Source organism: Streptomyces ruber (assembly GCF_014648075.1).
In the GTDB taxonomy this organism is placed as follows: domain Bacteria; phylum Actinomycetota; class Actinomycetes; order Streptomycetales; family Streptomycetaceae; genus Streptomyces; species Streptomyces ruber.
Window position 1 is genome coordinate 52,713 of sequence record NZ_BMQK01000022.1, and the last position, 26,827, is coordinate 79,539.

Below are 26,827 nucleotides of genomic sequence, written 5' to 3' on the forward strand. Positions count from 1 at the left end.
TTTCACGTGAAACTCCCGGGCCATGACGTGATAGCTCGGCAGGCGGACGAGCACCTCGTCACCCATCAGGTGAAACTTCCGAGACAGACGGTCGAGCGTCCCATCCGCCAGGTCGTCAAACGGCTCTTGATGGCCCTGGTCGTGCTGGTCGCGACCGCTTTCATCGTCTATCTCGACCGCGATGGCTACAACGACAACTCCGACGGTCCCGTCGACCTGCTCGACGCCTTCTACTACGCGACCGTCACCCTCTCCACCACCGGATACGGCGACATCACTCCGGTCAGTGACTCCGCCCGGTTCACCAACATCTTCGTCGTCACGCCCCTGCGCGTGATGTTCCTGATCATCCTGGTCGGCACCACGCTCGAGGTCCTCACGGAACGAACTCGCGAGGAATGGCGACTCAACCGCTGGAGGACGGCCTTGAGGGACCACACCGTTGTCATCGGCTTCGGGACGAAGGGGAAGTCCGCGCTGCAGACCGTCCTGGCGACGGGCCTGAGCAAGGAGCAGGTGGTCGTCGTCGACCCCAGCTCGAAGGCGATCGACGCCGCCACGGCACACGGGTACGCGGGGGTCATAGGGGACGCCACCCGCAGCGACGTGCTGCGACGGGCCGAGGTGCACAGGGCGCGCCAGATAATCATCGCCACCCAGCGGGACGACACCGCCGTTCTGGTGACGCTGACCGCCCGGCAGATCAACCGCGCGGCGAAGATCGTGGCCGCCGTGCGGGAGGAGGAGAACGCGCCGCTGCTCAAGCAGTCCGGTGCCGACGTGGTCATCACCAGCGCCAGCGCGGCCGGCCGGCTGCTCGGACTCTCCGTGCTCAGCCCCGCCGCCGGCATGGTCATGGAGGACCTCATCCAGCAGGGCAGCGGCCTGGACATCGTCGAGCGGCCGGTCATAAAGGCCGAGGTCGGACGCGGTGTGCGGGAGATCGACGACCTCGTGGTGAGTGTCGTACGAGGGCACCGGGTGCTCGGGTACGACGACCCGGCCGTCGGTGAGCTGCATCTGACCGACCGGCTCATCACCATCGTCCGGGCCACGCCGAGCACCAAGGTCGCCCCCGGCATGCGGCCGCTTCCCCAGGACCAGTGAGCCGGCGCCGGACCTCCGGTGCGCAGGGCCGAGGGCGCTCCCGTCACGGGGGCGCCCTCGGCCGTACGACGGCCGTCACCTGCGGTTGTACAACCGCATCGTCACCGGGCCGAAGACCAGGACGAACAGTGCCGTCCACCCCAGGGTCCAGACGGTCGCCGCGGCCGGCCAGCCGCCGGCCATCAGTCCCCGCACCGCCGAGGCGAGGTGCGTGACCGGGTTGTTGTCGACGAATGCCTGGAGCCAGCCCGGCATGGTCCGTGGATCGACGAAGACGTTGGACAGGAACGTCAGCGGAAAGATCACCATCATGCTGACGCTCATCACGGACTTCTCGGTGCGCAGCAGCAGCCCGAACATCGTCCAGATCCACGAGAACGCGAACGAGAAGACGAGCAGCAGCGCGACCCCGGCGGCCACCCCTCCGACTCCGCCCGCCGGGCGGTAGCCCAGGACCAGGCCGACCGTCAGCATCACCATCGACGCGATCGTGTAGCGCAGGGCGTCCCCCAGGAGGTACCCGACCATCGTCGACGGCCGCCAGATCGGCAGCGTACGGAAGCGGTCGAAGACGCCCTTCTCGATGTCCGCCTTCACGGAGACACCCGTGTACATCGTGATCATCACGACGGACAGCACCAGGATGCCCGGCAGCAGGTACTGCAGGTACTCCCCCGGGGTCCCGGCCAGGGCGCCGCCGAAGAGGTACGTGTACATCAGCACCATCATGACCGGGAAGGCGGTGACGTCGAAGAGCTGCTCCGGCACGTGCTTGATCTTGAGAACCGCCCGCCAGCCGAAGGTCAGCGACGCCGACAGGGCGCTGGGGCGCGCCGGCCGCTCCATGGCGACCAGCAGGGCGGCCAGCGACTCCGCGCTCACGGAGGCGAGGTCCTTGCTCCCGGCGGGGGCCGTGGTCGTCATGCCGCCACCTCGTCCTTCGTGCCGCGCCCGGTGAGGGCGAGGAACACCTCGTCGAGACTGGGCTGCCCCAGGGAGAAGTCGTCGACGGTGACACCGCTGCGGGCCAGTTCGGCGAGCGCGCGGGCGGCCTGCTCCGCCGCGCCCCGTCCGCCCGCGCCGACGCGCGCCGTCAGGGCCACCGGATCGGACTCCAGCTGCACCTCCGCGTCGAGCACCAGCCGCAGCACCTCTCCGGCCCGCCGGCGCTGCGCCGCGTCACGCAGCCGCACATGCACCGAGCCCGCGCCGACGGACGCCTTCAGCTCGCCCTTGGTGCCCTCGGCGATCACCGTGCCCCGGTCGATGACGGCTACCCGGGACGCCAGCCGGTCCGCCTCGTCCAGGTACTGCGTGGTCAGCAGGACGGTGGTGCCCTGGGCGACCACCGCGCGCACGATGTCCCAGACCTGGTTGCGGCTGCGCGGGTCGAGACCGGTCGTCGGCTCGTCCAGGAAGAGCAGGTCGGGTGTGTTCAGGATGGACGCGGCGATGTCGATGCGGCGGCGCATACCCCCCGAGTAGTGCTTGACCTGTTTCGCCGCGGCGTCGCCCAGCCCGAAGGCCGTCAGGAGCTGGTCGCCGCGCTCCCGCGCCGCCCTCCTGCCGTGCCCGAGGAGCCGGCCGAGCAGCACCAGGTTCTCGGTGCCGGTCATGTCCTCGTCGACGGACGCGTACTGACCGGTCAGGCTCACCCGGCCGCGCACCGCGTCGGCCTCCCGTACGACGTCGTGGCCGAAGACCCGGGCCCGGCCGCTGTCCGGGCGCAGCAGGGTGGCCAGCATCCGTACGACCGTGGTCTTGCCCGCGCCGTTGGGGCCCAGGACCCCGTAGACCGTGCCGGCCGGCACGGAGAGGTCGACGCCGTCGACGGCCCGGGTCTCGCCGAACGTCTTCACCAGACCCGCGGTCTCGACCGCGAGACCGTCCGTCCGTCCGCTCATCTGTGGGTCCTTCCGCGGGACGGGTCCCGGTGGGCGGGGCCACGCAAGGGAGACCACCGTGGTCTCCGGACTCATCGGTCGCCATCGGGACCCATCGGTTGCCGTCGGGTGCCGGGCTCGCACAGCCGTGTGTCTCCACGGTCCCTCTCCCGGACACCGGCCGCATCACGAGGCGGTCGCGTACCTCCGCACGGGCCGCCTGCCCGGGGAGTAGCGTCCCTACCATGTACGCGATCACGATTCCTGAACCCGGTGGGCCCGAACAGCTGGTGTGGGCCGAGGTACCCGACCCCGAGCCCGGCGAGGGCGAAGTACTCCTCGAAGTGGTGGCGGGCGCCGTCAACCGCGCCGACATCATGCAGCGTCAGGGCCACTACGACCCGCCGCCCGGCGCCTCCCCGTACCCCGGCCTGGAGTGCTCCGGACGGATCGCCGCGCTCGGGCCCGGCGTCTCCGGATGGGCGGTGGGCGACGAGGTGTGCGCGCTGCTCTCGGGCGGCGGGTACGCGGAGAAGGTCGTCGTCCCGGCCGGGCAGCTGCTGCCCGTGCCCACGGGCCTCGACGTCCGGCAGGCGGCCGCGCTGCCCGAGGTGACCTGCACCGTCTGGTCGAACGTGTTCATGGTGTCCCACCTCCGTCCCGGTGAGACGCTCCTCGTGCACGGCGGCACCAGCGGCATCGGCACGATGGCGATCCAGCTCGCCAAGGCCGTCGGCGCCCGGGTCGCCGTCACGGCGGGCACCCGGGAGAAGCTCGACACCTGCGCCGGTCTGGGCGCGGACATCCTGATCAACTACCGCGAGCAGGACTTCGTCGAGGAGATCGGGCGGGCCACGGACGGTGCGGGCGCGGACGTCATCCTCGACAACATGGGCGCCAAGTACCTCGACCGCAATGTGCGCGCCCTCGCCGTCAACGGGCGCCTCGCCATCATCGGCCTGCAGGGCGGGGTGAAGGGCGAGCTGAACATCGGGATGCTGCTCGGCAAGCGCGCCGCGGTCAGCGCGACCTCGCTGCGCGCCCGCCCGCTCGGCGAGAAGGCGGCCATCGTGGCGGCGGTGCGGGAGCACGTGTGGCCGCTGATCGAGGGCGGCGACGTACGTCCCGTCATCGACCGGGAGCTCCCGATGAGCCGGGCGGCGGAGGCCCACCGGGTGCTGGAGGAGAGCGGGCACGTCGGCAAGGTGCTGCTGGTGAGGGAGTAGGGGCTCGCGCCCCCGCGGTCGGCGCACCCGCCCCGGACGTCTCACGGCCGGCGCAGACGCAGTCCGACGACGGCGAGGCCCAGGCCGAGACCGATGAGGATCAGACCGCTGCCGAGGGGCAGCGCCCGCCCGGCGGGCTTGCCGACGGCCTTCTGGGCGGCCTGCTCGGTGGCCTCCGCGGTCGCGTCCCCGGCGGTCCCCTCGTCGGGCAGCGCGGTGTTCCGGGACGGCCGGGGCGGGTGCGCCGACCGCGGGGGCGCGGACCCGTCGGGATCCGTCTCGCCGGAGCCGCCGTCGACGTCGGCCTCGGCGGCCGCGGTGGTGCCGTCGGCTCGTCCGGGCCGCTCCCGTCCCTCCCCCGCGCGGCTGCCGGCCCGGGACGTCTCCGTGGCCGGTGACCGCCCGGCGGACGTCGGAGGGGCGGGCTGGACGGCTCCGGCCGTCAGGAAGACGGCCGCCAGGGCCAGGGCGGGCAGCTTGCGGGCCGCGCACGGCGGCCGCGGCCGCCGCGGCGGGCAGAACTCGGCGTTCACGCCGGTGCCCCTCTCCGGGACGACGGGACCGTTGGTGTTTCCAGCGGAGTCACACCAGACTCACACGCCACTGCGCACCTCGCACTCCGGGACCGTACGGCCCGCCCCGGAACCGGCCCCGGCGACGCTTGGCGAACAAACCGCGCATACGCGGTGGATCAGACCGCGCGTACGCGGTGGATCAGACCGCGCGTACGCGGTGGATCACCCACCGGCGGGGGCACCAGGGTGATGAGGTGCACACGTGCGAGAGAATGGCGGCATGGAGATGCCGAGGAACGAACGGTCGTCCGAGAACCCCCAGATCCTGGTCGTCGGCCAGGACGGTATGGCACTCGGCGGCGGTGGTGGCGGAGACGACGAATCCCGTGAGATCCCGGTGACGGAGCAGGTGGAGCAGCCCGCGAAGGTCATGCGCATCGGAAGCATGATCAAGCAGCTGCTGGAGGAGGTGCGCGTGGCGCCTCTCGACGAGGCGAGCCGCGCCCGGCTGAAGGAGATACACGCCAGCTCGGTCAAGGAGCTGGAGGACGGTCTCGCTCCCGAGCTGGTCGAGGAACTGGAGCGGCTCTCCCTGCCCTTCACGGACGAGGCGGTGCCCAGCGACGCGGAACTGCGTATCGCGCAGGCCCAGCTGGTGGGCTGGCTGGAAGGACTGTTCCACGGCATCCAGACCACGCTGTTCGCCCAGCAGATGGCTGCCCGGGCCCAGCTGGAGCAGATGCGCCGCGCCCTTCCGCCGGGTGTCGGCGGCGAGGGCCACGAGGAGCCGCACGCGGGAGGCCGTTCGGGCGGACCGTACCTGTGAGGTCCGCCGCGGCGGCACGGCCGTACTGACGGCACGCGATCGACGCGAGAGGGGGCCGGCGCCGGGAGGGCGCCGGCCCCCTCGGTCCCTCCCGGCTCAGGACGGCGGCATCCCCGTGGACACGTCCAGCACGATCTCGGGCATGTCGTCGGGGTCGGCGTCCGTGCCGGAGGAGGGCGACTGGTCCACGACCGTTCCCTCGCCCCAGGTGTTCTCGTCGACGAGCCTGGTCTCGAACTCCCAGCCGGCGGCCCGCAGGCAGTTCCGCACCGAGTCGATGTTCTTGAACTCGAAGCTCGGGATCTGGATCATGCCGGGATCGGCGTACGACTCCCTCGGCTCCGTGCACGCGGTCGTCTCGATGGTCCTCGTCGGGTCCGGGCCCTTGTACCCGGGCACGCCGGACGCCGAGGCCGACGCGTCGGCGCCCGAACCTCCCGTACCCCCTGTCTCGTCGCCGCCTCTGTTCAGCGCGACGGCGGTGATCAGACTCCCGATCGCGACGAGCGAGACGACGACCGCGCCGATGACCACGGCCCGGTTGGCCTTGCCGCCGTCGGCCGCGCCCGCGCCCGCGGCCGGTGCCGGGGCGTGCGGGGTGTGCGGACCGGCGGCGTACGGCGGCGGGGTCGGCGCGCCGTGCTGAGGCGAGTGCCGGGCTCCGTAGGCGTCGGTCCGCTGGGGCGGCTGGTAGCCACCGGGCTGCGGATAGCCGTACGGAGCCGGGGCCGGGCCGGGGAAGGGAGCGGGCGTCGAGGCCGGGGCCGGGTTCGCGAAGGGCGGCGGAGTGCCCGGGCCGTGCGGGCCCGGCTGGTGCCCGGGCGGGTACGGGGTCCGCACGGGTCCGGGCGGTCCCGCCGCCGACCCGTCCACGGGTGGGAAGACGGCGGCGCCCACGCCCGTGCCGCTCGGCGCCGGGACGCCCGGGACGATGTTCGGCGCGGCACCCGGCAGCGACGACGCCACCCGCAGGCACTCGTCCCGCATCGCCCGGGCGCCCGGGAAACGCTCGTTCGGGTTCTTCTTCAGCGCGCGGGCGATCAGCGCGTCCACCGCCGGCGGCAGGGACCGGTTGATCGAGGAGGGGACCGGGGGCTGCTCCTGGACGTGGGCGTACGCGATCGCCAGCGGTGAGTCCGCGTCGAACGGGAGCCGTCCGGTGAGCAGCTGGAACAGCATGACGCCGACCGAGTACAGGTCGGAGCGCGCGTCCACACCGCGGCCCAGCGCCTGCTCGGGCGACAGGTACTGGGGGGTGCCGACGACCATGCCGGTCTGCGTCATGGACGTGACGCCGGACTGCACGGCGCGGGCGATGCCGAAGTCCATGACCTTGACCACGCCGCGCCTGGTCACCATCACGTTGCCCGGTTTGATGTCGCGGTGGACCAGCCCCGTCTCGTGGCTGATCTCCAGCGCGGCCAGCACGTCGGCGGTGATGCGCAGCGCCTTGTCGGCCGGCATCGCGCCGTGGCCGCGGACGTCCGCGGCGAGCACCGAGCCGAGCGGCTCACCCTCGACGTACTCCATGACGATGTACGGCGTCGGTGTGCCCTCGCCCGCGGCGGACCCGCCGGACGGCGGGTCCTCTCCGGTGTCGAAGACCGAGACGATGTTCGCGTGCGTGAGCTTCGCCACGGCCTGCGCCTCGCGGCGGAACCGCTCGCGGAACGCCTGCTCGCGTCCGAGCTCGGTGTGCAGTGTCTTGATCGCGACCTGTCGGTCGAGCACCGAGTCGTGGGCCAGGTGTACCGAGGCCATGCCGCCCTCGCCGAGCAGGGCGAGCAGCCGGTAGCGGCCGCCGGCGAGCGCACGCCCTGCGTAGTGGCCCTGTGCGCCGTCCTGGCTCATGTGCTGGTGTCCCCCATCGACGCGGGCGAAGACTGCTGCTGTGGCTCCCGCGGCCGGCGATTCCGGTGTTTCCTCGTGTGATTCTCGGCCAAGTCTGCCCCAGGGCACGGACACGTCAAGCGGGGTGCCCGTTCCGTGACCGTACGCGCGGGGAACGTCGCACAAGCGTTATGGCGGCCGTGCGGCCGGCCCACGGGATTTGCGCGGGCGGGGCCGTCGGGGTTGGATTGCCGGTCCCTTCCACATCCCGTCCCGGCTCCAAGTCGGACCGGTGCGTCACGTGGAGGCTGTAGCGTGGCCCGACGAAGACCGTAACAACCACCGCGCGGACCGCGGGCAGAAACGACGGCGAGGACTGATGGCACAGCAGCAGCGCGCTCAGGGCCCGTCCGACCCCGAGGCGGCTGGCGGCGGTATGTCAGACGCGCCGGAGATGTGGGGTAACGGCGGGCTTGTCGGAGACGGCCGGTACCGGCTGACAGGCAGACTCGGCCGGGGCGGCATGGCCGAGGTGTTCGCGGCCGAGGACGTACGTCTCGGCCGCACGGTCGCGGTCAAGCTGCTGCGGTCCGACCTGGCCGAGGACCCGGTCTCCAAGGCGCGCTTCACGCGCGAGGCCCAGTCGGTGGCCGGCCTGAACCACCACGCGATCGTCGCGGTGTACGACTCCGGCGAGGACGTCGTGAACGGCACCCCGGTGCCGTACATCGTGATGGAGCTCGTCGAGGGCCGCACCATCCGCGACCTGCTGCTCAACGCCGAGGCACCCGGGCCCGAGCAGGCGCTGATCATCGTCTCGGGCGTCCTGGAGGCGCTCGCCTACTCGCACCAGCACGGCATCGTGCACCGCGACATCAAGCCGGCGAACGTGATCATCACCACTACGGGCGCCGTGAAGGTGATGGACTTCGGCATCGCGCGCGCCCTGCACGGGGCGTCCACGACGATGACGCAGACCGGCATGGTCATGGGCACCCCCCAGTACCTCTCCCCGGAGCAGGCGCTCGGCAAGGCCGTCGACCACCGCTCCGACCTGTACGCCACCGGCTGCCTGCTCTACGAACTCCTCGCGCTCCGCCCGCCGTTCGTCGGCGAGACCCCGCTGTCGGTGGTCTACCAGCACGTGCAGGACATCCCGGTGCCCCCGTCCGAGGTCTCCGACGGCGCCCCGCCGGAGCTCGACGGCCTCGCCATGCGCGCCCTCGCCAAGGAGCCGGACGACCGGTTCCAGACGGCCGAGGAGATGCGCGGCATGGTCCAGTACGGCCTGCAGATGCTGTACGACCAGGGCGGCCACACCGGTACCTGGAACACCGGCCCGGTGGGCACGCACGACGGCCGGCACACCCCGTCCGGGGGCTTCGCCCCCACGACCGCACTGCCGCACGCCGGTGAGGCCGGGACGACGCAGATCCCGCAGCCGATCCTGCCGCAGAACGGCCGCGACGACGGCGGCTTCGAGGGGCGCGGCAACGGGGGCGGCGGCCGCGGCAGGCTGTGGATCCTCGCGGTGCTCGCGGTCGTCGCCATCGCGGCGGGCGTCGCGCTGGCGGTGCAGCAGAGCCAGGACGGCGGGGGCGGCACCCCGGACACGACGAAGTCGCCGAGCGCCACCCAGTCGACCACGGAGAAGGAGTCGCCCAGTGAGTCGCCCAGCGACGAGGTGACCGAGGAGGACACCGGGGGCGGCTACGACACGGGCACCGGCGGCGACACGGAGTACAACCCCCCGTACAACCCGGAGCCGAGCTACCAGCCGTCGTACCCGACGTCCCAGCAGCCGCCGGCCCAGCCGTCGGACACGGTGACGGAGACCGAGGGGTCCACGGGCGACGAGGAGACCTCGACCGGCGGCGAGCAGTCGCCCCCGGCGGACGGCGGCAGCGGGAACACGCCCCCGGCGAACGACGTCGGCGGTACGTCGGAGGGCGGCACCGGAGGCGGCGAACAGGACGGCGGCGTCGGCGGCCTCTGATCGGCACCCTCGCGGAACACTCCGCACACTCCCCACGCGCGCGTGCGGCCCGAACGGGCTCCACGCGCGCGTGGCGTTCGGGGCCGCACCGCCTCACCCGCCTCACCCGGAGAACGCCTCGCACACCGCGTCGTACTCGCGTGTCCACCACACCACCAGCGCGGAGGACGCGGGGAACTGCCAGTCGGCGCGGGTGTCCCCGCGCTCGTAGTGCCAGCGCAGCATCCAGAAGTCGTTGAGCCGCTCCCACCACACGCGGTGCACGGCGGCCGCGAGTTCGGAGGGCGTGGCGCGGGCGGTACGGCGGTACGCGCGCGCATAGGCCCGCACCTTGGGCAGGTTGAGGGTGCCCAGCGGGCGCAGGAAGAAGATCACCGCGGCCCGCACCGCCTCCTCCGCGCGGGGCTGCACGCCGAGCCGGTCCCAGTCGACGATCGCCGCCGGGGCCGCCCCCTTGTAGAGCACGTTGAAGGGGTGGAAGTCGCCGTGCACCCAGCCCACGGAACCGCCCCGCGGGGGCCTGTGGTCCGCGTACTGTTCGAGGAGTCCGCGCCGCTCCAGGAGGCGGCGGCGGGCGAGCTCGTCGAACGTGTCGGCCGGCCGGTGGCGGCGTACCCGGCCGAGCAGGTCGTCGATGAGCGCCAGGGTGTCGGCCGGGTCGGCACTCGGGGCGGGCGCGGCCGCTGCCCTGCCCTGCTGGGGATGCGGGGGCATCACCCGCTCCAGGCTCGCGTGCACCACTCCCAGGAGCGCTCCCAGCCGTCCGCACTGCTCGGTGGTGAGCTGGCCGCCGTGGCGGTGCCGTCCCTCGACCCACGGGTGCAGGGCGTACGCGTGGCCGCCGATGACGGCGACGGTGCGGCCGTCGCGGCCGGCCAGCGGCGGGGCCACCGGGACGCCCAGGTCCGCCAGCCGCTGGGTCGCCCGGTGCTGGCGGGCGATGGCCGCCGGATCGGCGGTCTCGGGGTCGAAGTGGTGCTTGAGGAAGTAGCGGCCGTGCGTGGTGGCGAGCCGGTAGCCGCGGTTGAGCAGCCCCTGGTCGACGGGGACACAGGTCAGCGCGGACCCGGCGGCGTACCGGCGCAGCAGGTCGCGCAGCGGGGGCGTGTGAAGCTCGGGAGGTGGTACAGACGAGCGCAGCACGCGCCAGATGTTAGGGCACGTCCCGGTGTCGCTGAGCTCGCGCTTGTCACAGACAGTCGTCTTCGGTCACTTCACGTGCGGGAGCTGGCGGTCCCCGCCGTGGGCCACCCGTCCGGGGCATGTGCGGTGACGAACTGCGGCTCGACCTGCAGGTACACAGGCTCGAAGGCCGGCCCGGGCTCCGCGGCCGCGCCTCCGAGACACCGCGTCACCCTCGTCCGGCCTGCCTGCGTGCCACGTACGCGGCGGCCTGTGCGCGCCTCTGCATGCCGAGCTTGGCCAGCAGTCCCGACACGTAGTTCTTGACGGTCTTCTCGGCGAGGTGCAGCCGCTCCCCGATCGCCCGGTTCGTGAGCCCCTCACCGATCAGTTCGAGGATCCTGCGCTCCTGCTCGGTGAGCGTCGCCATCGGGTCGTCGCCGTCCCCGCGTTCCTCCGGCGGCCCTTCCGGCACGCGCGCGCGGGACACCGGGCCGAGCAGGAGGTCCCCGGCGGCGACCCGCCGGACCGCGGCGAGCAGTTCTTCACCACGGAGGTCCTTCAGGACGTACCCGGACGCGCCCGCCGCGACCGCGCCGGACAGCGCCTCGTCGTCGGCGTACGAGGTCAGCATCAGGCACTTGACGTCCCCGTCGCGCGCGCGGGTCCGCCGGCACACCTCGACGCCGCTGCCGTCCGGGAGCCGGACGTCCAGGATCGCGACGTCCGGGCGGACGGCCGGAATCCGCTCCAGCGCGTCGGCCGCCGTGCCCGCTTCGCCGACCACCTCGATGTCGGGCTCGTCCGCGAACAGCTGGTGCAGCCCACGGCGGACGATCTCGTGATCATCCAGGATGAACACGGTGATTCTTCCGGTTGCGGGCACGGAGCCAGTCTCACACAGGAGGCACGCTGCCGCGTCCCGTCCCCGGGCGTCGTGAATAGGCCACTCGAACCCTTCCCGTGCTCCGTGTGGCCGGGATAACGTGCCGGTGTTCCGGCCCCCTGCGAGGCTGTGACCAGTGCTGTGACCAGCAACAGTGCCCGGCAGGCGCGGGTTACTTGGACATCCGAGTACGCGAATACTTGGAAATCCAAGGAAATGCGCAGGTCAGGGAGGGTTTCACAGGAATGTGGAGCACTGGGTAACGTGCTTTGTTGCAGGGCGCTCGCCGGGGCACCTGTCACGCCTGTTCCCGGCCGAGGGCGCCCACCCCGTGCCCGGGTTGCGGGAGCAGGCGAGCCGCTTCCCCAGGCTCCGAAAGAGCAGGGGGGACTCCCAGCCCACCCGGCGACCCCGGGGGCCGGACCGACGGAGGAGCACACGTGACCGTGGAGAGCACTGCCGCGCGCAAGCCGCGACGCAGCGCGGGAGGCAAGGCCGGTACCACCGGCAGCAAGCGCAGCACCACCGGCACCAAGAGCACCACCCGTGCCGCTGCCGGCACGGCGCGGGGCACCGAGCCCGAACTCGTCCAATTGCTGACCCCCGAGGGCAAGAGGGTCAGGAACGCCGAGTACGACCCGTACGTCGCGGACATCGGCGACGAGGAGCTGCGCGGGCTGTACCGGGACATGGTGCTGACCCGTCGTTTCGACGCCGAGGCGACCGCTCTCCAGCGCCAGGGGGAGCTGGGCCTGTGGCCCTCGCTGCTGGGCCAGGAGGCCGCCCAGATCGGTTCCGGGCGGGCCACCCGCGAGGACGACTACGTCTTCCCGACCTACCGCGAGCACGGCATGGCCTGGTGCCGCGGGGTCGACCCGACCAACCTGCTCGGCATGTTCCGCGGCGTGAACAACGGCGGCTGGGACCCGAACGGGAACAACTTCCACCTCTACACGATCGTCATCGGCTCCCAGGCGCTGCACGCGACGGGCTACGCGATGGGCGTGGCCAAGGACGGCGCGGACGCGGCGGTGATCGCCTGCTTCGGCGACGGCGCCTCCAGCCAGGGCGACGTGGCCGAGGCGTTCAACTTCGCCGCGGTCTACAACGCGCCGGTGGTGTTCTTCTGCCAGAACAACCAGTGGGCGATCTCCGAGCCCACCGAGAAGCAGACCCGGGTGCCGCTCTACCAGCGCGCGCAGGGCTACGGCTTCCCGGGCGTCCGCGTCGACGGCAACGACGTGCTGGCCTGCCTCGCGGTCACCAAGTGGGCCCTGGAGCGGGCCCGCCGGGGCGAGGGCCCGACCCTGGTGGAGGCGTACACGTACCGCATGGGCGCCCACACCACCTCCGACGACCCGACCCGCTACCGGCTGGACGACGAGCGGGTGGCCTGGGAGGCCAAGGACCCGATCGCCCGCCTGCGCAGCCACCTGGAGTCCCGAACGGACACGATCGAGGGGTTCTTCGCGGAACTCGAGGAGGAGAGCGAGGCGTTGGGAAGGCGGGTGCGCGAAGCGGTGCGTGCCATGCCGGACCCGGACCGTTTCGCGATCTTCGAGAACGCCTACGCGGACGGTCACGCGCTCGTCGACGAGGAGCGCGCCCAGTTCGCCGCGTACCAGGCGTCGTTCGCCGACAACGCCGACGTCGAGGAGGGTGACCAGCGATGACCACGGAGAAGATGGCGCTGGCCAAGGCGATCAACGAATCGCTGCGCAAGGCCCTCGAGACCGACCCCAAGGTGCTCGTCATGGGCGAGGACGTCGGCAAGCTCGGCGGCGTGTTCCGGGTGACGGACGGTTTGCAGAAGGACTTCGGCGAGGACCGGGTGATAGACACCCCGCTCGCGGAGTCCGGCATCGTCGGCACCGCCATCGGCCTCGCCCTGCGCGGCTACCGTCCGGTGGTGGAGATCCAGTTCGACGGGTTCGTCTTCCCGGCGTACGACCAGATCGTCACCCAGCTGGCGAAGATGCACGCCCGCTCCCTGGGCAAGATCAAGCTTCCCGTCGTGGTCCGCATCCCCTACGGCGGCGGCATCGGCGCGGTGGAGCACCACTCCGAGTCCCCGGAGGCGCTGTTCGCGCACGTCGCGGGGTTGAAGGTGGTCTCGCCCTCGGACGCGAACGACGCCTACTGGATGATGCAGCAGGCCATCCAGAGCGACGACCCGGTGATCTTCTTCGAGCCGAAGCGGCGCTACTGGGACAAGGCCGAGGTCAGCTTCGAGGCGATCCCGGACCCGCTGCACGCCGCCCGCGTGGCGCGGGAGGGCACCGACTGCACGCTCGTCGCGTACGGGCCCATGGTGAAGCTGTGCCTGGAGGTCGCCGCCGCCGCGGCCGAGGAGGGCAGGTCCCTGGAGGTCCTGGACCTGCGCTCGGTCTCCCCGCTGGACTTCGACGCGATCCAGGCCTCGGTGGAGAAGACCCGCCGGCTGGTCGTGGTGCACGAGGCGCCGGTGTTCTTCGGCTCGGGCGCGGAGATCGCCGCCCGGATCACCGAGCGGTGCTTCTACCACCTGGAGGCGCCCGTCCTGCGGGTCGGCGGTTACCACGCGCCGTATCCGCCGGCCCGGCTGGAGGAGGACTACCTGCCGGACCTGGACCGGGTGCTCGACGCCGTCGACCGCTCGCTGGCGTACTGAGGGAGAGGGTCGTGACGACGATGACCGAAGCGTCCGTTCGCGAGTTCAAGATGCCGGACGTGGGCGAGGGGCTCACCGAGGCCGAGATCCTCAAGTGGTACGTACAGCCCGGGGACACGGTCACCGACGGGCAGGTCGTCTGCGAGGTCGAGACCGCGAAGGCGGCCGTCGAGCTGCCGATCCCCTACGACGGTGTCGTGACCGAGCTGCACGTTCCCGAGGGCACCACGGTCGACGTGGGCACGGCGATCATCGCGGTCGACGTGTCCGGCGGCGCACCCGCCGAGGAGGCGCCCGCGGCCGGGGCCGCCCCCGCGCCGGAGGCGGCCCCGGACGGGCCGGCCGCGCCGCAGGCCCGCGAGGCGGTCCTCGTCGGGTACGGCGTGGCCACGTCCTCGACCAGGCGCCGCCCCCGCAAGGGCGCCCGGCCCGCGGAGCCCGCCGCGACCACGCCGTTCGAGGCGGCCCCCGCGCCCCAGGGCGTGGGCGGCGAGCTGAACGGGCACGGCGGCCCGCGGCGCCCGCTGGCCAAGCCGCCGGTGCGCAAGCTGGCCAAGGACCTCGGGGTCGACCTGGCCGCGGTCACGCCGTCCGGCCCGGACGGCGTCATCACGCGCGAGGACGTGCACGCGGCGGTCGCACCCACGGCCCCGGCGGAGCCCACGGCCCCGCAGCCGGCCGCGCCGCGGACCGTCCCCGCGCAGCCCTCCCCGGCCGCGGCCCCCACGGCGCCGGCCGCCCCGGCGGCGCCCGCGGTGTCGTACGACACCGCGCGGGAGACCCGCGTCCCGGTCAAGGGGGTCCGCAAGGCGACGGCGGCGGCGATGGTCGGCTCGGCGTTCACGGCGCCGCACGTCACCGAGTTCGTGACGGTCGACGTGACCCGCACCCTGAAGCTGGTCGAGGAGCTGAAGCAGGACAAGGACATGCAGGGGCTGCGGGTGAACCCGCTGCTGCTCATCGCCAAGGCCCTGCTGGTCGCGATCAAGCGCAACCCGGAGATCAACTCCTCCTGGGACGAGGCGAACCAGGAGATCGTCCGCAAGCACTACGTGAACCTGGGCATCGCGGCGGCGACCCCCCGCGGTCTCATAGTGCCGAACATCAAGGACGCGCACGACAAGACCCTGCCGCAGCTGGCCGAGTCGCTGGGCGAGCTGGTGTCCACGGCACGCGAGGGCCGTACGTCTCCGGCGGCCATGCAGGGCGGCACGATCACCATCACGAACGTCGGCGTCTTCGGCGTCGACACGGGCACGCCGATCCTCAACCCCGGCGAGTCCGCGATCCTCGCCGTCGGTGCGATCAAGCTCCAGCCCTGGGTCCACAAGGGCAAGGTCAAGCCCCGCCAGGTCACCACGCTCGCGCTCTCCTTCGACCACCGGCTGGTCGACGGGGAGCTGGGCTCCAGGACACTGGCGGACGTGGCGGCGATCCTCGAGCAGCCCAAGCGGCTGATCACCTGGGCGTAGCCGGCCCGGCGGCACGTGCGAGGGGAGGGGCCCGCCGGAATGTCCGGCGGGCCCCTCCCGGCCGTGGTGCATCGTTCCGCCGGTGCCGTCGGCGGGCGAATCGTTCCGCTACTTCAGGGCGAAGCCGAAGTCCATCAGCTTCTTCGCGTCCGCCGTGCGGGTGGCGGCCGACGACGACGTCAGGACGGCCCCCACGACCGTCCTGCCGTTGCGGGTGGCCGCGAAGACGAGGCAGTACTTGGCCACCGTGCCGGAGCCGGTCTTCACCCCGATGGTGCCCTGGTACTCGCTGAGCAGGTTGTTGGTGTTCGACCAGTTCATGTAGCGGTAGCCGCCGCTCTTGGTCGTCACCTTCTGCTGCGTCGACTTCGTTCCCACGATCGTGCGGAAGGTGCTCGACTTCAGCGCGGTGCTCGCGAGTTTCGACAGGTCCCGCGGCGTCGAGTAGTTGGCGCCGTTGCTGATGCCGTCGAACGAGTCGAAGTTGGTGTTCGTCATGCCGAGGCTCTTGGCGGTCGTGTTCATCTTCGAGATGAACGACTGCACCCGCGCCTCCCGGGTGGAGCCGGTGCCGAACTTGTCGGCGAGCGCGTACGCCGCGTCGCAGCCCGACGGGAGCATCAGCCCGTACAGCAGCTGGCGGACGGTGACCTTGTCGCCGACGATCAACTGGGCGGAGGAGGCGCCCTTGTTGACGATGTAGTCGCTGTACGCCTTGTCGATCGTGACCTCGGCGTCGAGGTTCAGGTTCTTCTCCGACAGCACGACCTGGGCGGTCATGATTTTTGTTGTGGAGCCGGTGGCCCGCGCGGTGTCCGCGGTCTTGCTGTACAGGCTCTTGCCCGTGGCGTCGTTCATCACGAACGCGCCCGGGGCGTCGATGGTGAACTTCACGGGGGCGGCGTGCGCGGGTGCCGTGCCGAGAGCGCCCGTCGCGACCAGCGCGCCGGTGGTCATCACGACGGCGACGGCTCTGCGCGCCCGCACGCCCTGTATGCCGGAAATCAAGTCGAGTACCCCGATCACGTCGTAAGTCTGCGGAAAACAGAAAACGGAAAACAGAAAACAGTCACTTGAGCGTGGTGGAACGGTCACCCGTGGGTGGCATGGGAGGACCGCTTCTCCTGTGACATGTACGTAGCACGAATGGTTGCGTGGTTTCCGGGACGAACATCGGGTGGAGTGGTTCCTGGGCGGGACGGTCCCGGTATGTGGACGGGGGCCGACATGCGTACGTGTTGTATCTATCCTGTCGGCATGCCATCAGCACCGTCCGTGACCATCAAGCAACCACCTGCTGCCGACCGGGTGTACGCCCATGTCAAACAAGGAGTCCTGGAACGCCGCTACGAGGGCGGGACACTGCTCACCGAGGGCGAGCTCGCCGACGCGGTCGGAGTGTCCCGGACGCCGGTGCGCGAGGCGCTGCTGAGGCTGGAGGTCGAGGGCCTGATCAGGCTCTACCCGAAGAAGGGCGCCCTCGTGCTGCCGGTCTCCGCGCAGGAGATCGCGGACGTGGTGGAGACCCGCCAGCTCGTCGAGGAGCACGCGGTCCGCAAGATCGCCCCGGCCTCGCCGCAGCTGATCACGCGTCTGGAGGAACTGCTGGAGCAGCAGCGGACGCAGGCCGCGGCCGGGGACTTCGCCGCCGCGGCCGTGACCGACCGCAGCTTCCACGCCGAGATCGTCCGCAGCGGCGGCAACGAGATCCTCTCCCGCCTCTACGACCAGCTCCGCGACCGGCAGCTGCGCATGGGCGTCGCCGTGATGCACGCCCACCCCGACCGGGTCACCAAGACGCTCACCGAGCACCAGGAGATCCTGGAGGCGCTGCGGGCCGGTGACGCGGACGCCGCGGTGGACATCGTCCACCGGCACGTCAGCTGGTTCTCCAACCTCGCGCGGGGTGAGGTCCGGTGAGTTCCCCGAAGGGCTCCGCCCAGGCCGCCCGGCTGCCCGGTGACCCGCCCGGCGGCCGGCGCGCGATCGCCGTCTGGAGCGTCGGCGTCCTCGTCTACTTCGTCGCGGTCGTCTTCCGTACGTCGCTGGGGGTCGCCGGCCTCGACGCGGCCGACCGCTTCCATGTGAACGCCTCCGCGCTGTCCACCTTCTCCATCCTCCAGCTGCTGGTGTACGCGGGCATGCAGATACCCGTGGGCCTGATGGTCGACCGGCTCGGCACCAAGAAGGTGCTGACGCTGGGCGCCGCGCTCTTCACGGTCGGCCAGCTGGGCTTCGCCCTGTCGCCCACCTACGGCATGGCGCTGGCCTCGCGCGCGCTGCTGGGCTGCGGTGACGCGATGACGTTCATCAGCGTGCTGCGGCTGGGCACCCGCTGGTTCCCCGCCCGGCGCGGCCCGCTCGTCGGCCAGCTCGCGGGGCTCGCGGGCATGGCGGGCAACCTGGTGTCGACGCTGGTGATCGCGCGGCTGCTGCACGACGTGGGCTGGACGGCGGCGTTCGCGGGCAGCTCGGCCCTCGGCGCCGTGGCCCTCGTTCTCATGCTCCTCTTCCTCAAGGACCACCCCGAGGGGCACGAACCGGCGCCGGTCGCGCACCAGGGCGCGGCGTACGTGCGGCGGCAGATCGCGGCGTCCTGGCGGGAGCCGGGCACCCGGCTCGGGCTGTGGGTGCACTTCACCACGCAGTTCCCGGCGATGGTGTTCCTGCTGCTGTGGGGCCTGCCGTTCCTCGTGGAGGCCCAGGGGCTGTCCCGGGCGACGGCGGGCGAGCTGCTCACCCTGATCGTGGTGTCCAACATGGTCATCGGCCTGGTCTACGGGCAGATCATCGCCCGGCACCACGCGGCGCGGCTGCCGCTGGCGCTGGGCACGGTGCTGGCCACGGCGGCCGTCTGGGCGGCCACGCTGGCCTACCCCGCCGATCATGCGCCGATGTGGCTGCTGCTGGTGCTGTGCGTGGTCCTCGGCGCCTGCGGCCCGGCCTCGATGATCGGCTTCGACTTCGCCCGCCCCGCCAACCCGCCCGAGCGTCAGGGGACGGGCTCCGGCATCACCAACATGGGCGGTTTCGTCGCCTCGATGACGACGCTGCTGGCGGTCGGCGTCCTCCTGGACGCCACCGGCCAGAACTACGGCATCGCCTTCTCGTCCGTCTTCGTCCTCCAGACCCTCGGCCTCACCCAGATCCTGCGCCTGCGCAGGCGCGCGGCCCTGCGCGAGCGCGAGCGTCTGGTGGCGAGCCGGGTGGAGACGGTGCACGTACCGGCGTGACGGCCCGCCGGAGCGGAGGCGGGGCCGGCCGGGCGCCGCGGGAGCGGCACCGGCCGGCTACACCGTCACCGCGAACGACCGCAGGATCGCCGCGATCAGCTGGGGGTCGCCCTCGCCCTTGATGCGGTCGGCCACCGCGTCGGCGGTCACCCGGCCGCAGGCCAGCCGGACGTACGTCTCCCAGTCCAGGGCGAGGGCGGCGGCGGGACCCAGCGCGGGGCTGGTCTCCAGCGTGCCCCGCCCCTGGATGTCGACACGGACGGTGCGCAGGAACTCGATCGGGCCGTGCACGTCGAAGACGACCGCGGAGCTGCGCGGTGCCTGCGCGTCCTCCGCGACCACCTTGGGCAGCACGGAGAGCAGTTCGTCACGGACCACGTAGGCGCCCGGCGAGTCGAGGTTGCCCGGCCGGCCGAGCGCCGTGCGCAGGTCCTGCTCGTGCACCCAGACGTCGAACGCCCGGTTCCGCATGGCCTGTTCCAGGGTCAGCTCCGCGCCGAGCGGACCGCGCACCGTCGTCCCCGGGTCCCGCGACTCGTTCCGCAGCTGGCGGTTGCGGCGGATGATCGTGTACTCCAGCTCGGCGGTCATCTCCGGGCCCGTGTGGTGGCGGCGGGCGTCGACCTGCATCTCCATGTAGCGCTGGTGGTCGGTGCGCACGTGGTACAGGTCGCGCGGCAGCGTGTGGATGGGGCGCGGGTCGCCGAGCATCTCGCAGTCCATGCCGATGACATGGGAGACGATGTCCCGCACCGACCAGCCGGGGCATGGCGTCCGGCGGTTCCACTCGCCCTCCACGAGCGGTGTCACCAGTTCGGATATCGCGTCCACGGAGTGGGTCCAGGCGTCGGCGTAGGGCTGGAGGGTGGGATGCAGACTCACGGAACGGGACCCCTCGGGCGGTCGGTGCACGGGCAGGTGCAGTCGGCTGACGGGAACGGCTGACGGCGGTTTCGGTGGGGGCGGTGACGGCGCGGGCGGGTGTCGTAGTCGGGAGACCCCCAAGTTACGCCGCTGCGAGGCACCCCGGCAGTGCTTTCGTGTGACGATCGTAGGCCCGTGTGGTCGGCTCGAATGCCAGGACGGTGGTACTGTGCGCGCCGCGCTCGCTCGGGAACGGTGCATACGGGGACGTACCGGCTGATCGGCGACGACGATGGGCTGCCGTGCTCGTACGGGAACGAGCCGAAGAGGTGGGACGTCGCGGGACACGCCGGCCGCTTCACGGGCCGCACGTGGAGCAGGGGCGCCCGGCGGACACCGGACGCCCCTGCTCTTCGGCCGACGGCCCGGCGAACCGGTGCCGGCCTACCGGTAACCCGCCCGTATGTCGGCGTCCCGGTCCTCGTCGGACGAGCGGCGCGGCGCGCTCCGCACTCCCAGGTGCCCGGGACCGTCCTCCGGGTCGCGCCCGGGCTTCTCGTACGGGTCGTCGCGACAGGGGTCGTACGGATCGCGCCCGGGCGCGCCGTCCTCGTACGCGGCGCGGTCACGCGTGCCGGAACCGCCGGTCTGATCTGCCATGGAACCACTCCTCGGAGGTGTCCCCCCTGCGCGAAGAGCATCTCTCCGTCAGGGCATGAACGCATCCGGTGCGAGCTCGCACACGGTGCGTGACGAGTTGTCCACAGGCTCGGCGGCGCGTCCCGGACTAGTGGCACCCTTGAGCCATGAGCGACCTCGCACCCCGCCGCGCACGTGTCCGCGCCCCCGAGCTGATCGGCAAGGGCGGCTGGCTGAACACGGGCGGCGAGCAGTACACCCTCGCCGACCTGCGAGGACGGATCGTTGTCCTCGATTTTTGGACCTTCTGCTGCATCAACTGCCTGCACGTCCTCGACGAGCTGCGGGAGCTGGAGGAGAAGCACCGGGACACCGTGGTGATCATCGGCGTGCACTCGCCGAAGTTCGTGCACGAGGCCGAGCACCAGGCCGTCGTGGACGCCGTGGAGCGGTACCACGTCGAGCACCCGGTGCTGGACGACCCCGAGCTCGCCACCTGGAAGCAGTACGCGGTACGGGCCTGGCCCACGCTCGTCGTGATCGACCCCGAGGGGTACGTCGTCGCCCAGCACGCGGGCGAGGGCCACGCGCACGCCATCGAGAAGCTGGTCGAGGAGCTGGAGGCCGAGCACGAGGCGAAGGGCACGCTGCGGCGCGGCGACGGTCCGTACGTGGCGCCGGAGCCCGAGCCCACCGTGCTGCGCTTCCCCGGCAAGGCACTGGTGCTGCCGGGCGGAAGCTACCTGGTCAGCGACACCACCCGGCACCAGCTGGTGGAGCTGGACGCGGACGGCGAGACGGTCCTGCGGCGCATCGGCTCGGGCGCGCGCGGCTTCGCGGACGGCACGGCCGCGGCGGCGAGCTTCAACGAGCCGCAGGGCCTCGCGCTGCTGGACGACGGCGCGGTGGTCGTGGCCGACACCGTCAACCACGCGCTGCGCCGGCTCGACCTGGAGACCGGGTACGTCACCACGCTCGCCGGGACGGGCCGCCAGTGGTGGCAGGGCTCGCCGACGTCCGGCCCCGCGCGCGAGGTGGACCTGTCGTCCCCGTGGGACGTCGCGGTCTTCGGCGGACGCGTGTGGATCGCCATGGCGGGCGTCCACCAGCTGTGGACGTACGACCCGGCGGGCGACGGCGAGGGCGGCACGGTCGCCGTCGCGGCCGGGACGACGAACGAGGGGCTCGTCGACGGACCGGGCGAGCAGGCGTGGTTCGCGCAGCCGTCGGGGCTCGCGGTCTCCGCCGACGGGGAGCGGCTGTGGCTGGCCGACTCCGAGACGAGCGCCCTGCGCTGGGTGGACCGGGAGGGGGCCGTGCACACGGCCGTCGGCACCGGGCTGTTCGACTTCGGTCACCGCGACGGCGCGGCGGAACAGGCCCTGTTCCAGCACCCGTTGGGCGTGACGGCCCTGCCGGACGGCTCGGTCGCCGTCAGCGACACCTACAACCACGCGCTGCGCCGCTACGACCCGGCGACCGGCGAGGTGACCACGCTCGCCACGGATCTGCGGGAACCGTCGGACGCGGTGCTCGTCGGGGACGACATCGTGGTCGTGGAGTCCGCCCGGCACCGGCTGACCCGGCTGCGGCTCCCCGAGGAGGCCGTGAAGGTCGCCTCGGTGGCGCACCGCACCCAGCGCGCGGCCACCGACGTCGCCCCGGGCGCCTTGCGGCTGGACGTGATCTTCCAGGCTCCGGCCGGTCAGAAGCTGGACACCCGTTACGGTCCCTCGACGCGCCTGCTGGTCTCCTCGACCCCGCCGGGGCTGCTGCTGAAGGGCGAGGGCGCGGACACCGACCTGTCCCGCACGCTGGAGCTCGACCCCTCCGTCCCCGAGGGCGTGCTGCACGTCTCGGCGATGGCGGCGTCCTGCGACGACGACCCGGCGAACGAGTACCCGGCGTGCCATGTCCACCAGCAGGACTGGGGCGTCCCGGTGCGGATCACGGACGGGGGTACGGACCGGCTGCCGCTGGTGCTGGCCGGCATGGACGCCTGACCCGTCCGGCCCGGCCCCCGCGCCGGCACGTGCCGACGCGCCCGGTCCCCTCGGCCGGGCGCGCCACGGCTGTCACCGCCTCGGCTGCCGTCGCGCCGGTCAGATGCCGGTGTACCCGTCGCGGTGCTGGTGCTCCTCGGTCACCACGGGAGTCGTGGGCGGCACCACCACGCGCCTCCTCCTGGCGATGCTGCTGAACGTCGCGACACCGATCAGTCCGACGATCATGAAGATGACGCCGACCAGGTCGAGGTTGACCCCCTGCATGTCCCAGTCGGTGGCGAACGTGAGGATGGCCCCCACGGCTATCAGAATGATGCACCCGCCCAGGCCCATGAGTGCTTCCTCCCTGTCCGGTCCGGTCGTTCCGGTGAGATCCGGTCAACTCCGTGTACCCGGACGGGCTTCAGCCATGCGGTCCGTTGTGCGACGGGCGTGTGTTCAGCCTTCCAGGAAGGCGGCCAGGGCGCTCGCCAGCAGCAACGGGTCGTCGGCACCGCACAGTTCGCGGGCGCTGTGCATGGACAGGATGGCCACGCCGATGTCGACCGTCCTGATGCCGTGGCGGGCCGCCGTGATGGGACCGATGGTGGTGCCGCAGGGCATGGAGTTGTTGGAGACGAAGGACTGGAAGGGGACGCCCGCCTTCTCGCAGGCGGCGGCGAAGACCGCGCGGCCCGAACCGTCGGTGGCGTAGCGGTTGTTGACGTTGACCTTGAGGATGGGGCCGCCGTTGACGCGCGGGTGGTGCGTCGGGTCGTGCCGCTCCGCGTAGTTGGGGTGCACGGCGTGGCCGGTGTCGGAGGACAGGCAGACGGTGCCGGCGAAGGCTCTCGCCCGGTCCTCGTAGGAGCCGCCGCGCGCGAAGACCGAGCGCTCCAGGACCGATCCGAGCAGGGGGCCGTCCGCGCCCGTGTCCGACTGGGAGCCGTTCTCCTCGTGGTCGAAGGCGGCGAGCACGGGGATGTACGGCAGTGAGGCGCCCTCGCCGCCGGCGACCGCGGCCAGCGCCGCCGCGCCCGCGTGCACGGAGAGCAGGTTGTCCATGCGGGGCCCGGCGACGAGGTCCCGGTCACGGCCCAGGAGGGCGGGCGGCTCGACGGAGTGGACCATCAGGTCCCAGCCGGTGACCGAGCCGTGCTCCAGCCCCGTCTCCTCCTCCAGGAAGGCGATGAGGTCGCCGTCGCGGACGTCGTCCCCGAGACCCCAGACGGGCTGCAGGTGGCGCTGCTTGTCGAGCTTGAGCCCGTCGGAGGTGACCGAGCGGTCCAGGTGGATGGCGAGCTGCGGGACGCGGAGCAGCGGGCGGTCCACGTTCACCAGGCGGCTCGTGCCGTCCCGCAGGGAGAGCCGGCCGGCGAGCCCCAGGTCGCGGTCGAGCCAGGAGTTGAGCAGCGGGCCGCCGTACACCTCGACGGCCACCTGGCGCCAGCCGTGCGCGCCGGAGTCGGGCCGCGGCTTGACCCGCAGGTTGGGGGAGTCGGTGTGGGCGCCGACGATGCGGAACGGGGTGTGCGCCGCGGCGCCCTCGGGGACGTACCAGGCGACGATGGCGCCACCGCGCAGCACGTACTTGCCGCCGGTCGTGCCGTCCCAGACTTCCGTCTCCTCGACCTGGCGGAAGCCGGCCTTCTCCAGCCGTGCGGCGGTGTTCGCCACGGCGTGGTAGGGCGAGGGGCTCGCCGCCAGGAAGGCCATCAGCTCGTCGGTGTGTCCGCGGTCGAAGCGGAGCTGGGCGCGGGAGACGCTGGATGCGGAGGCGGTGCCCGGATCCGGGCTGGCGCTTGTGCTCATGGTGTTCACCTTAACGACGGACGAGGGCCCACTCCCGGTGCCGGGGAGCAGGCCCTCGTGAGGGGGATGTGGAGAGTCGGGCGGACGGAGGGGTTCCGTTTGCCCGGACACCCCGTCGTGCGTGCCCGTTCGAGGGCCCGCCTCGTCCGCCCCGCTCCGCGTCCTCGGCCTAGAACGCCGCCTCGTCCAGCTCCATCAGGTCCAGGTCCACGCCCTCGGCGACCTTGCGGGCCAGGGTGACGCCCGGCAGGACGGTGGCCGCGAAGAACTTCGCCGCCGCGATCTTGCCCTGGTAGAACGCCCGGTCCTTGGCCGAGGCACCGGACTCCAGCTTCTCGGCGGCGACCGCGGCGCCCTTGAGCAGCAGGTAGCCGACGACCACGTCACCGGAGGCGAGCAGCAGGCGGGTCGTGTTCAGTCCGACCTTGTAGATGTTCTTGACGTCCTGCTCGGTGGCCGCGAGGTCGGTGAGCATCAGGCCGACGACGGCCTCCAGCTCGACGGCGGCCTTGGCGAGGTGGTCCCGGGCGCCGGCCAGCTCCTCGCCGCCGGTGCCGAGCGCCAGGAACTTCTTGATCTCCTCGGCGAGCTGGTTCAGCGCGGCGCCCTGGTTGCGGACGATCTTCCGGAAGAAGAAGTCCTGGCCCTGGATCGCGGTCGTGCCCTCGTACAGGGTGTCGATCTTGGCGTCGCGGATGTACTGCTCGACCGGGTACTCCTGGAGGAAGCCGGAGCCGCCGAAGGTCTGCAGCGACTGGGCGAGCTGCTCGTAGCCCTTCTCGGAGCCGTATCCCTTGACGATCGGCAGGAGCAGGTCGTTCAGGGCCTCCAGCGCGGCCGTGTCCTCGCCGGCGGCCTCCTTGACGGCTATGTCGTCCTGGACGGAGGCCGTGTAGAGCACCAGGGCGCGCATGCCCTCCGCGTACGCCTTCTGCGTCATGAGCGAGCGGCGCACGTCCGGGTGGTGCGTGATGGTGACCTTGGGCGCCGTCTTGTCCATGAAGTTGGCCAGGTCGGGGCCCTGGACGCGTTCCTTGGCGTACTCCAGCGCGTTGAGGTAGCCGGTCGACAGGGTGGAGATCGCCTTCGTGCCGACCATCATCCGGGCGAACTCGATGATGCGGAACATCTGGCGGATGCCGTCGTGCCTGTCGCCGATCAGCCAGCCCTTGGCGGGGTGGCGGTCGCCGAAGGTCATCTCGCAGGTGTTGGAGGCCTTCAGGCCCATCTTGTGCTCGACGTTCGTGGCGTAGACGCCGTTGCGCTCGCCCAGCTCGCCGGTCTCGAAGTCGAAGAGGTACTTCGGGACGAGGAAGAGGGACAGGCCCTTGGTGCCGGGTCCGGCGCCCTCGGGACGGGCGAGGACGTAGTGGAGGATGTTCTCCTCCATGTCGTGCTCACCGGAGGTGATGAAGCGCTTCACGCCCTCGATGTGCCAGGAGCCGTCCTCCTGCTGGACGGCCTTGGCGCGCCCGGCGCCGACGTCCGAGCCGGCGTCCGGCTCGGTGAGCACCATGGTGGAGCCCCAGGTCCTCTCGACCGCGATCCGGGCGATCCTCTTCTGCTCCTCGGTGCCCTCCTCGAAGAGGATGCGGGCGAACGCCGGGCCGGAGGAGTACATCCAGACCGCCGGGTTCGCGCCGAGGATCAGCTCCGCGTAGGACCAGATCAGGGACGGCGGAGCGGTGGTGCCGCCGATCTCCTCGGGCAGTCCGAGCCGCCAGTACTCGGAGTCCATGAAGGCCTTGTAGCTCTTCTTGAAGGACGCCGGGACCGGCGCGGTGTTCGTCTCCGGGTCGAAGACCGGCGGGTTGCGGTCGGCGTCCGCGAAGGACTCGGCCAGCTCGTTCTCGGCCAGGCGGGTCAGCTCCGCGAGGACGCTCTTCGCGGTGTCCGTGTCCATCTCCGCGAACGGGCCCGTGCCGTACAGCTTGTCGCGCCCGAGGACTTCGAAGAGGTTGAACTCGATGTCGCGGAGATTCGACTTGTAGTGCCCCATGGCGACGCCTCCGTGGAGATATCGGCGAGGCACTGGATCCTCGCGCTAGTTCACGTACCAACAAGTAGCATCGATGATGCTACCCGCGAGTAATAAGGCGCAACCCCTACCGGGTGAGGTGTGACAAGGCTCTTACAGGGGTGTGACGGGGCTCTCGCGGGGGCGCCCGGGGGATTGTTGCCGGAGGAACGATGCTGCGGCACCCGGGGGTTGACTACTCTGTGCGGCATGTACGGCTACGACCAGACCGCGGGCCCCCAGCAGCAGTACGCCCCGCCGCCCCAGCAGCAGATGGGCGGCGGGTACGGCCAGCAGCCCCCGCTCTACCCCGAGCCGTCCCCGCCCTCGCTCGCGGACGCGGTGCGCGCCTTCACCACGGGCCAGATGGCCGCCGAGGACTTCCAGCAGATCTTCGCCACCTCCAAGGTCTACTGCCCGCGCGGTGACAACCCCGGCTTCCTCGCGCTGCACAACACCCAGCAGCCCGTGATCCCGATGTTCAGCTCGCTCAAGGAGCTGCGCCGCTACGCCGGCAAGGAGTCCAAGTACTTCGTGATCACCGGCGCGGAGGTCATCGACCTGCTGCCCACCGGCTACGGCTTCGTGCTCGACATGGAGGGCGAGCACCGCATGGTCTTCGACGCGAAGGCGGTCGAGCAGATGGTGGAGTTCGCGATGCGCAGGATGTACGGATAGCCGGTACGGGGGCCGGTACGTGCCCGCGGAGTCCGGGAGCCCGGAGGGAATGCCCTCCGGGCTCCCGCTGTTTCGGGTAGCAGAAA

Annotated in this window: 23 protein-coding genes; 11 read left to right on the top strand and 12 right to left on the bottom strand. The window is 71.7% G+C overall.

Going from position 1 to position 26,827, the window contains the following annotated elements:
* Nucleotides 1-6: 6 nt before the first annotated feature.
* On the top strand, nt 7-1,107 hold the full coding sequence (locus IEZ04_RS30845; RefSeq protein ID WP_189220273.1) for a potassium channel family protein: 1,101 nt from the start codon (nt 7-9) through the stop codon (nt 1,105-1,107).
* 75 nt (nt 1,108-1,182) lie between these two features.
* Here IEZ04_RS30845 and IEZ04_RS30850 read toward each other — a convergent pair whose 3' ends face one another.
* A complete protein-coding gene (locus IEZ04_RS30850) occupies nt 1,183-2,031 on the bottom strand; it encodes an ABC transporter permease (RefSeq protein ID WP_189220274.1) in 849 nt (282 codons plus the stop codon).
* Nucleotides 2,028-3,011, bottom strand: a complete 984-nt coding sequence (locus IEZ04_RS30855; protein WP_189220275.1) for an ATP-binding cassette domain-containing protein — start codon at nt 3,009-3,011, stop codon at nt 2,028-2,030. The genes IEZ04_RS30850 and IEZ04_RS30855 overlap by 4 nt, the downstream gene beginning before the upstream one ends.
* A 224-nt stretch (nt 3,012-3,235) precedes the next feature.
* Here IEZ04_RS30855 and IEZ04_RS30860 point away from each other — a divergent pair, with 224 nt between their 5' ends.
* Nucleotides 3,236-4,216, top strand: coding sequence for an NAD(P)H-quinone oxidoreductase (locus IEZ04_RS30860; RefSeq protein ID WP_189220276.1), 981 nt, complete (start codon nt 3,236-3,238; stop codon nt 4,214-4,216).
* Nucleotides 4,217-4,257: 41 nt separating this feature from the next.
* Here the strand turns inward: IEZ04_RS30860 and IEZ04_RS30865 are convergent, their stop codons facing one another.
* Nucleotides 4,258-4,749, bottom strand: a complete 492-nt coding sequence (locus tag IEZ04_RS30865) for a hypothetical protein (RefSeq protein ID WP_189220277.1) — start codon at nt 4,747-4,749, stop codon at nt 4,258-4,260.
* 262 nt (nt 4,750-5,011) lie between these two features.
* Between IEZ04_RS30865 and IEZ04_RS30870 the strand changes: the two genes are divergently transcribed.
* A complete protein-coding gene (locus tag IEZ04_RS30870) occupies nt 5,012-5,557 on the top strand; it encodes a bacterial proteasome activator family protein (RefSeq protein WP_189220278.1) in 546 nt (181 codons plus the stop codon).
* Between the two features lie 96 nt (nt 5,558-5,653).
* Here the strand turns inward: IEZ04_RS30870 and IEZ04_RS30875 are convergent, their stop codons facing one another.
* Nucleotides 5,654-7,408: a Stk1 family PASTA domain-containing Ser/Thr kinase gene (locus IEZ04_RS30875; protein ID WP_189220279.1), complete on the bottom strand. Its 1,755-nt coding sequence runs from the start codon at nt 7,406-7,408 to the stop codon at nt 5,654-5,656.
* Between the two features lie 358 nt (nt 7,409-7,766).
* Here IEZ04_RS30875 and IEZ04_RS30880 point away from each other — a divergent pair, with 358 nt between their 5' ends.
* Nucleotides 7,767-9,383, top strand: coding sequence for a protein kinase domain-containing protein (locus tag IEZ04_RS30880; RefSeq protein ID WP_189220280.1), 1,617 nt, complete (start codon nt 7,767-7,769; stop codon nt 9,381-9,383).
* Nucleotides 9,384-9,485: 102 nt separating this feature from the next.
* On the opposite strand, the gene IEZ04_RS30885 is transcribed toward IEZ04_RS30880, so the two are convergent.
* Together IEZ04_RS30885 and IEZ04_RS30890 are read right to left on the bottom strand one after the other, a co-directional pair.
* Nucleotides 9,486-10,526, bottom strand: coding sequence for a phosphotransferase (locus IEZ04_RS30885; RefSeq protein ID WP_189220281.1), 1,041 nt, complete (start codon nt 10,524-10,526; stop codon nt 9,486-9,488).
* A 208-nt stretch (nt 10,527-10,734) separates the two neighbouring features.
* Nucleotides 10,735-11,391: a response regulator gene (locus IEZ04_RS30890; RefSeq protein WP_189220282.1), complete on the bottom strand. Its 657-nt coding sequence runs from the start codon at nt 11,389-11,391 to the stop codon at nt 10,735-10,737.
* Nucleotides 11,392-11,831: 440 nt separating this feature from the next.
* Between IEZ04_RS30890 and pdhA the strand changes: the two genes are divergently transcribed.
* The 3 genes from pdhA to IEZ04_RS30905 are packed head-to-tail and all read left to right on the top strand — an operon-like array spanning nt 11,832 to nt 15,513.
* Nucleotides 11,832-13,064: a pyruvate dehydrogenase (acetyl-transferring) E1 component subunit alpha gene (gene pdhA, locus IEZ04_RS30895; protein WP_189220283.1), complete on the top strand. Its 1,233-nt coding sequence runs from the start codon at nt 11,832-11,834 to the stop codon at nt 13,062-13,064.
* Entirely contained in the window at nt 13,061-14,041 is a 981-nt protein-coding gene (locus IEZ04_RS30900) for an alpha-ketoacid dehydrogenase subunit beta (RefSeq protein ID WP_229821401.1), read from the top strand. Before pdhA ends, IEZ04_RS30900 begins: the two co-directional genes overlap by 4 nt.
* An 11-nt stretch (nt 14,042-14,052) precedes the next feature.
* On the top strand, nt 14,053-15,513 hold the full coding sequence (locus IEZ04_RS30905; RefSeq protein ID WP_189220284.1) for a dihydrolipoamide acetyltransferase family protein: 1,461 nt from the start codon (nt 14,053-14,055) through the stop codon (nt 15,511-15,513).
* 108 nt (nt 15,514-15,621) lie between these two features.
* On the opposite strand, the gene IEZ04_RS30910 is transcribed toward IEZ04_RS30905, so the two are convergent.
* Nucleotides 15,622-16,470 (bottom strand): D-alanyl-D-alanine carboxypeptidase family protein, encoded by an 849-nt coding sequence (locus IEZ04_RS30910; protein ID WP_189220316.1) that lies wholly within the window; start codon nt 16,468-16,470, stop codon nt 15,622-15,624.
* A 300-nt stretch (nt 16,471-16,770) separates the two neighbouring features.
* Between IEZ04_RS30910 and IEZ04_RS30915 the strand changes: the two genes are divergently transcribed.
* Nucleotides 16,771-17,433 (top strand): GntR family transcriptional regulator, encoded by a 663-nt coding sequence (locus IEZ04_RS30915; RefSeq protein WP_189220285.1) that lies wholly within the window; start codon nt 16,771-16,773, stop codon nt 17,431-17,433.
* Nucleotides 17,430-18,746, top strand: a complete 1,317-nt coding sequence (locus IEZ04_RS30920; protein ID WP_189220286.1) for an MFS transporter — start codon at nt 17,430-17,432, stop codon at nt 18,744-18,746. The genes IEZ04_RS30915 and IEZ04_RS30920 overlap by 4 nt, the downstream gene beginning before the upstream one ends.
* 57 nt (nt 18,747-18,803) lie before the next feature.
* Here the strand turns inward: IEZ04_RS30920 and IEZ04_RS30925 are convergent, their stop codons facing one another.
* Nucleotides 18,804-19,628: a maleylpyruvate isomerase family mycothiol-dependent enzyme gene (locus tag IEZ04_RS30925; RefSeq protein ID WP_189220287.1), complete on the bottom strand. Its 825-nt coding sequence runs from the start codon at nt 19,626-19,628 to the stop codon at nt 18,804-18,806.
* A 426-nt stretch (nt 19,629-20,054) separates the two neighbouring features.
* Nucleotides 20,055-20,270 carry a hypothetical protein gene (locus tag IEZ04_RS30930; protein WP_189220288.1) on the bottom strand — a complete coding sequence of 72 codons (216 nt, stop codon included), beginning with the start codon at nt 20,268-20,270 and terminating at the stop codon, nt 20,055-20,057.
* Nucleotides 20,271-20,416: 146 nt separating this feature from the next.
* On the opposite strand from IEZ04_RS30930, the gene IEZ04_RS30935 reads away from it, so the two are divergent.
* Complete coding sequence (locus tag IEZ04_RS30935) at nt 20,417-22,252, top strand: NHL domain-containing thioredoxin family protein (RefSeq protein ID WP_189220289.1); 1,836 nt, start codon at nt 20,417-20,419, stop codon at nt 22,250-22,252.
* A 99-nt stretch (nt 22,253-22,351) separates the two neighbouring features.
* On the opposite strand, the gene IEZ04_RS30940 is transcribed toward IEZ04_RS30935, so the two are convergent.
* The 3 genes from IEZ04_RS30940 to IEZ04_RS30950 all read right to left on the bottom strand — a co-directional run bounded on the left by IEZ04_RS30940 (nt 22,352) and on the right by IEZ04_RS30950 (nt 26,045).
* A complete protein-coding gene (locus tag IEZ04_RS30940; protein WP_189220290.1) occupies nt 22,352-22,588 on the bottom strand; it encodes a DUF6458 family protein in 237 nt (78 codons plus the stop codon).
* 105 nt (nt 22,589-22,693) lie between these two features.
* Complete coding sequence (locus IEZ04_RS30945) at nt 22,694-23,950, bottom strand: M18 family aminopeptidase (protein ID WP_229821404.1); 1,257 nt, start codon at nt 23,948-23,950, stop codon at nt 22,694-22,696.
* 265 nt (nt 23,951-24,215) lie between these two features.
* Complete coding sequence (locus IEZ04_RS30950) at nt 24,216-26,045, bottom strand: acyl-CoA dehydrogenase (protein ID WP_189220291.1); 1,830 nt, start codon at nt 26,043-26,045, stop codon at nt 24,216-24,218.
* A gap of 228 nt (nt 26,046-26,273) precedes the next feature.
* Between IEZ04_RS30950 and IEZ04_RS30955 the strand changes: the two genes are divergently transcribed.
* Entirely contained in the window at nt 26,274-26,741 is a 468-nt protein-coding gene (locus IEZ04_RS30955; RefSeq protein ID WP_189220292.1) for an SseB family protein, read from the top strand.
* Nucleotides 26,742-26,827 lie beyond the last annotated feature (86 nt).

What these genes read in the sequence shown, in the direction of transcription:
- IEZ04_RS30850 (WP_189220274.1), bottom strand. Translation starts at nt 2,031, where the DNA reads ATGACGACCACGGCCCCCGCCGGGAGCAAGGACCTCGCCTCCGTGAGC.
- IEZ04_RS30855 (WP_189220275.1), bottom strand. Translation starts at nt 3,011, where the DNA reads ATGAGCGGACGGACGGACGGTCTCGCGGTCGAGACCGCGGGTCTGGTG.
- IEZ04_RS30860 (WP_189220276.1), top strand. Translation starts at nt 3,236, where the DNA reads ATGTACGCGATCACGATTCCTGAACCCGGTGGGCCCGAACAGCTGGTG.
- IEZ04_RS30870 (WP_189220278.1), top strand. Translation starts at nt 5,012, where the DNA reads ATGGAGATGCCGAGGAACGAACGGTCGTCCGAGAACCCCCAGATCCTG.
- IEZ04_RS30875 (WP_189220279.1), bottom strand. Translation starts at nt 7,408, where the DNA reads ATGAGCCAGGACGGCGCACAGGGCCACTACGCAGGGCGTGCGCTCGCC.
- IEZ04_RS30880 (WP_189220280.1), top strand. Translation starts at nt 7,767, where the DNA reads ATGGCACAGCAGCAGCGCGCTCAGGGCCCGTCCGACCCCGAGGCGGCT.
- IEZ04_RS30900 (WP_229821401.1), top strand. Translation starts at nt 13,061, where the DNA reads ATGACCACGGAGAAGATGGCGCTGGCCAAGGCGATCAACGAATCGCTG.
- IEZ04_RS30910 (WP_189220316.1), bottom strand. Translation starts at nt 16,470, where the DNA reads ATGACCACCGGCGCGCTGGTCGCGACGGGCGCTCTCGGCACGGCACCC.
- IEZ04_RS30915 (WP_189220285.1), top strand. Translation starts at nt 16,771, where the DNA reads ATGCCATCAGCACCGTCCGTGACCATCAAGCAACCACCTGCTGCCGAC.
- IEZ04_RS30930 (WP_189220288.1), bottom strand. Translation starts at nt 20,270, where the DNA reads ATGGCAGATCAGACCGGCGGTTCCGGCACGCGTGACCGCGCCGCGTAC.
- IEZ04_RS30935 (WP_189220289.1), top strand. Translation starts at nt 20,417, where the DNA reads ATGAGCGACCTCGCACCCCGCCGCGCACGTGTCCGCGCCCCCGAGCTG.
- IEZ04_RS30940 (WP_189220290.1), bottom strand. Translation starts at nt 22,588, where the DNA reads ATGGGCCTGGGCGGGTGCATCATTCTGATAGCCGTGGGGGCCATCCTC.
- IEZ04_RS30945 (WP_229821404.1), bottom strand. Translation starts at nt 23,950, where the DNA reads ATGGCCTTCCTGGCGGCGAGCCCCTCGCCCTACCACGCCGTGGCGAAC.
- IEZ04_RS30950 (WP_189220291.1), bottom strand. Translation starts at nt 26,045, where the DNA reads ATGGGGCACTACAAGTCGAATCTCCGCGACATCGAGTTCAACCTCTTC.
- IEZ04_RS30955 (WP_189220292.1), top strand. Translation starts at nt 26,274, where the DNA reads ATGTACGGCTACGACCAGACCGCGGGCCCCCAGCAGCAGTACGCCCCG.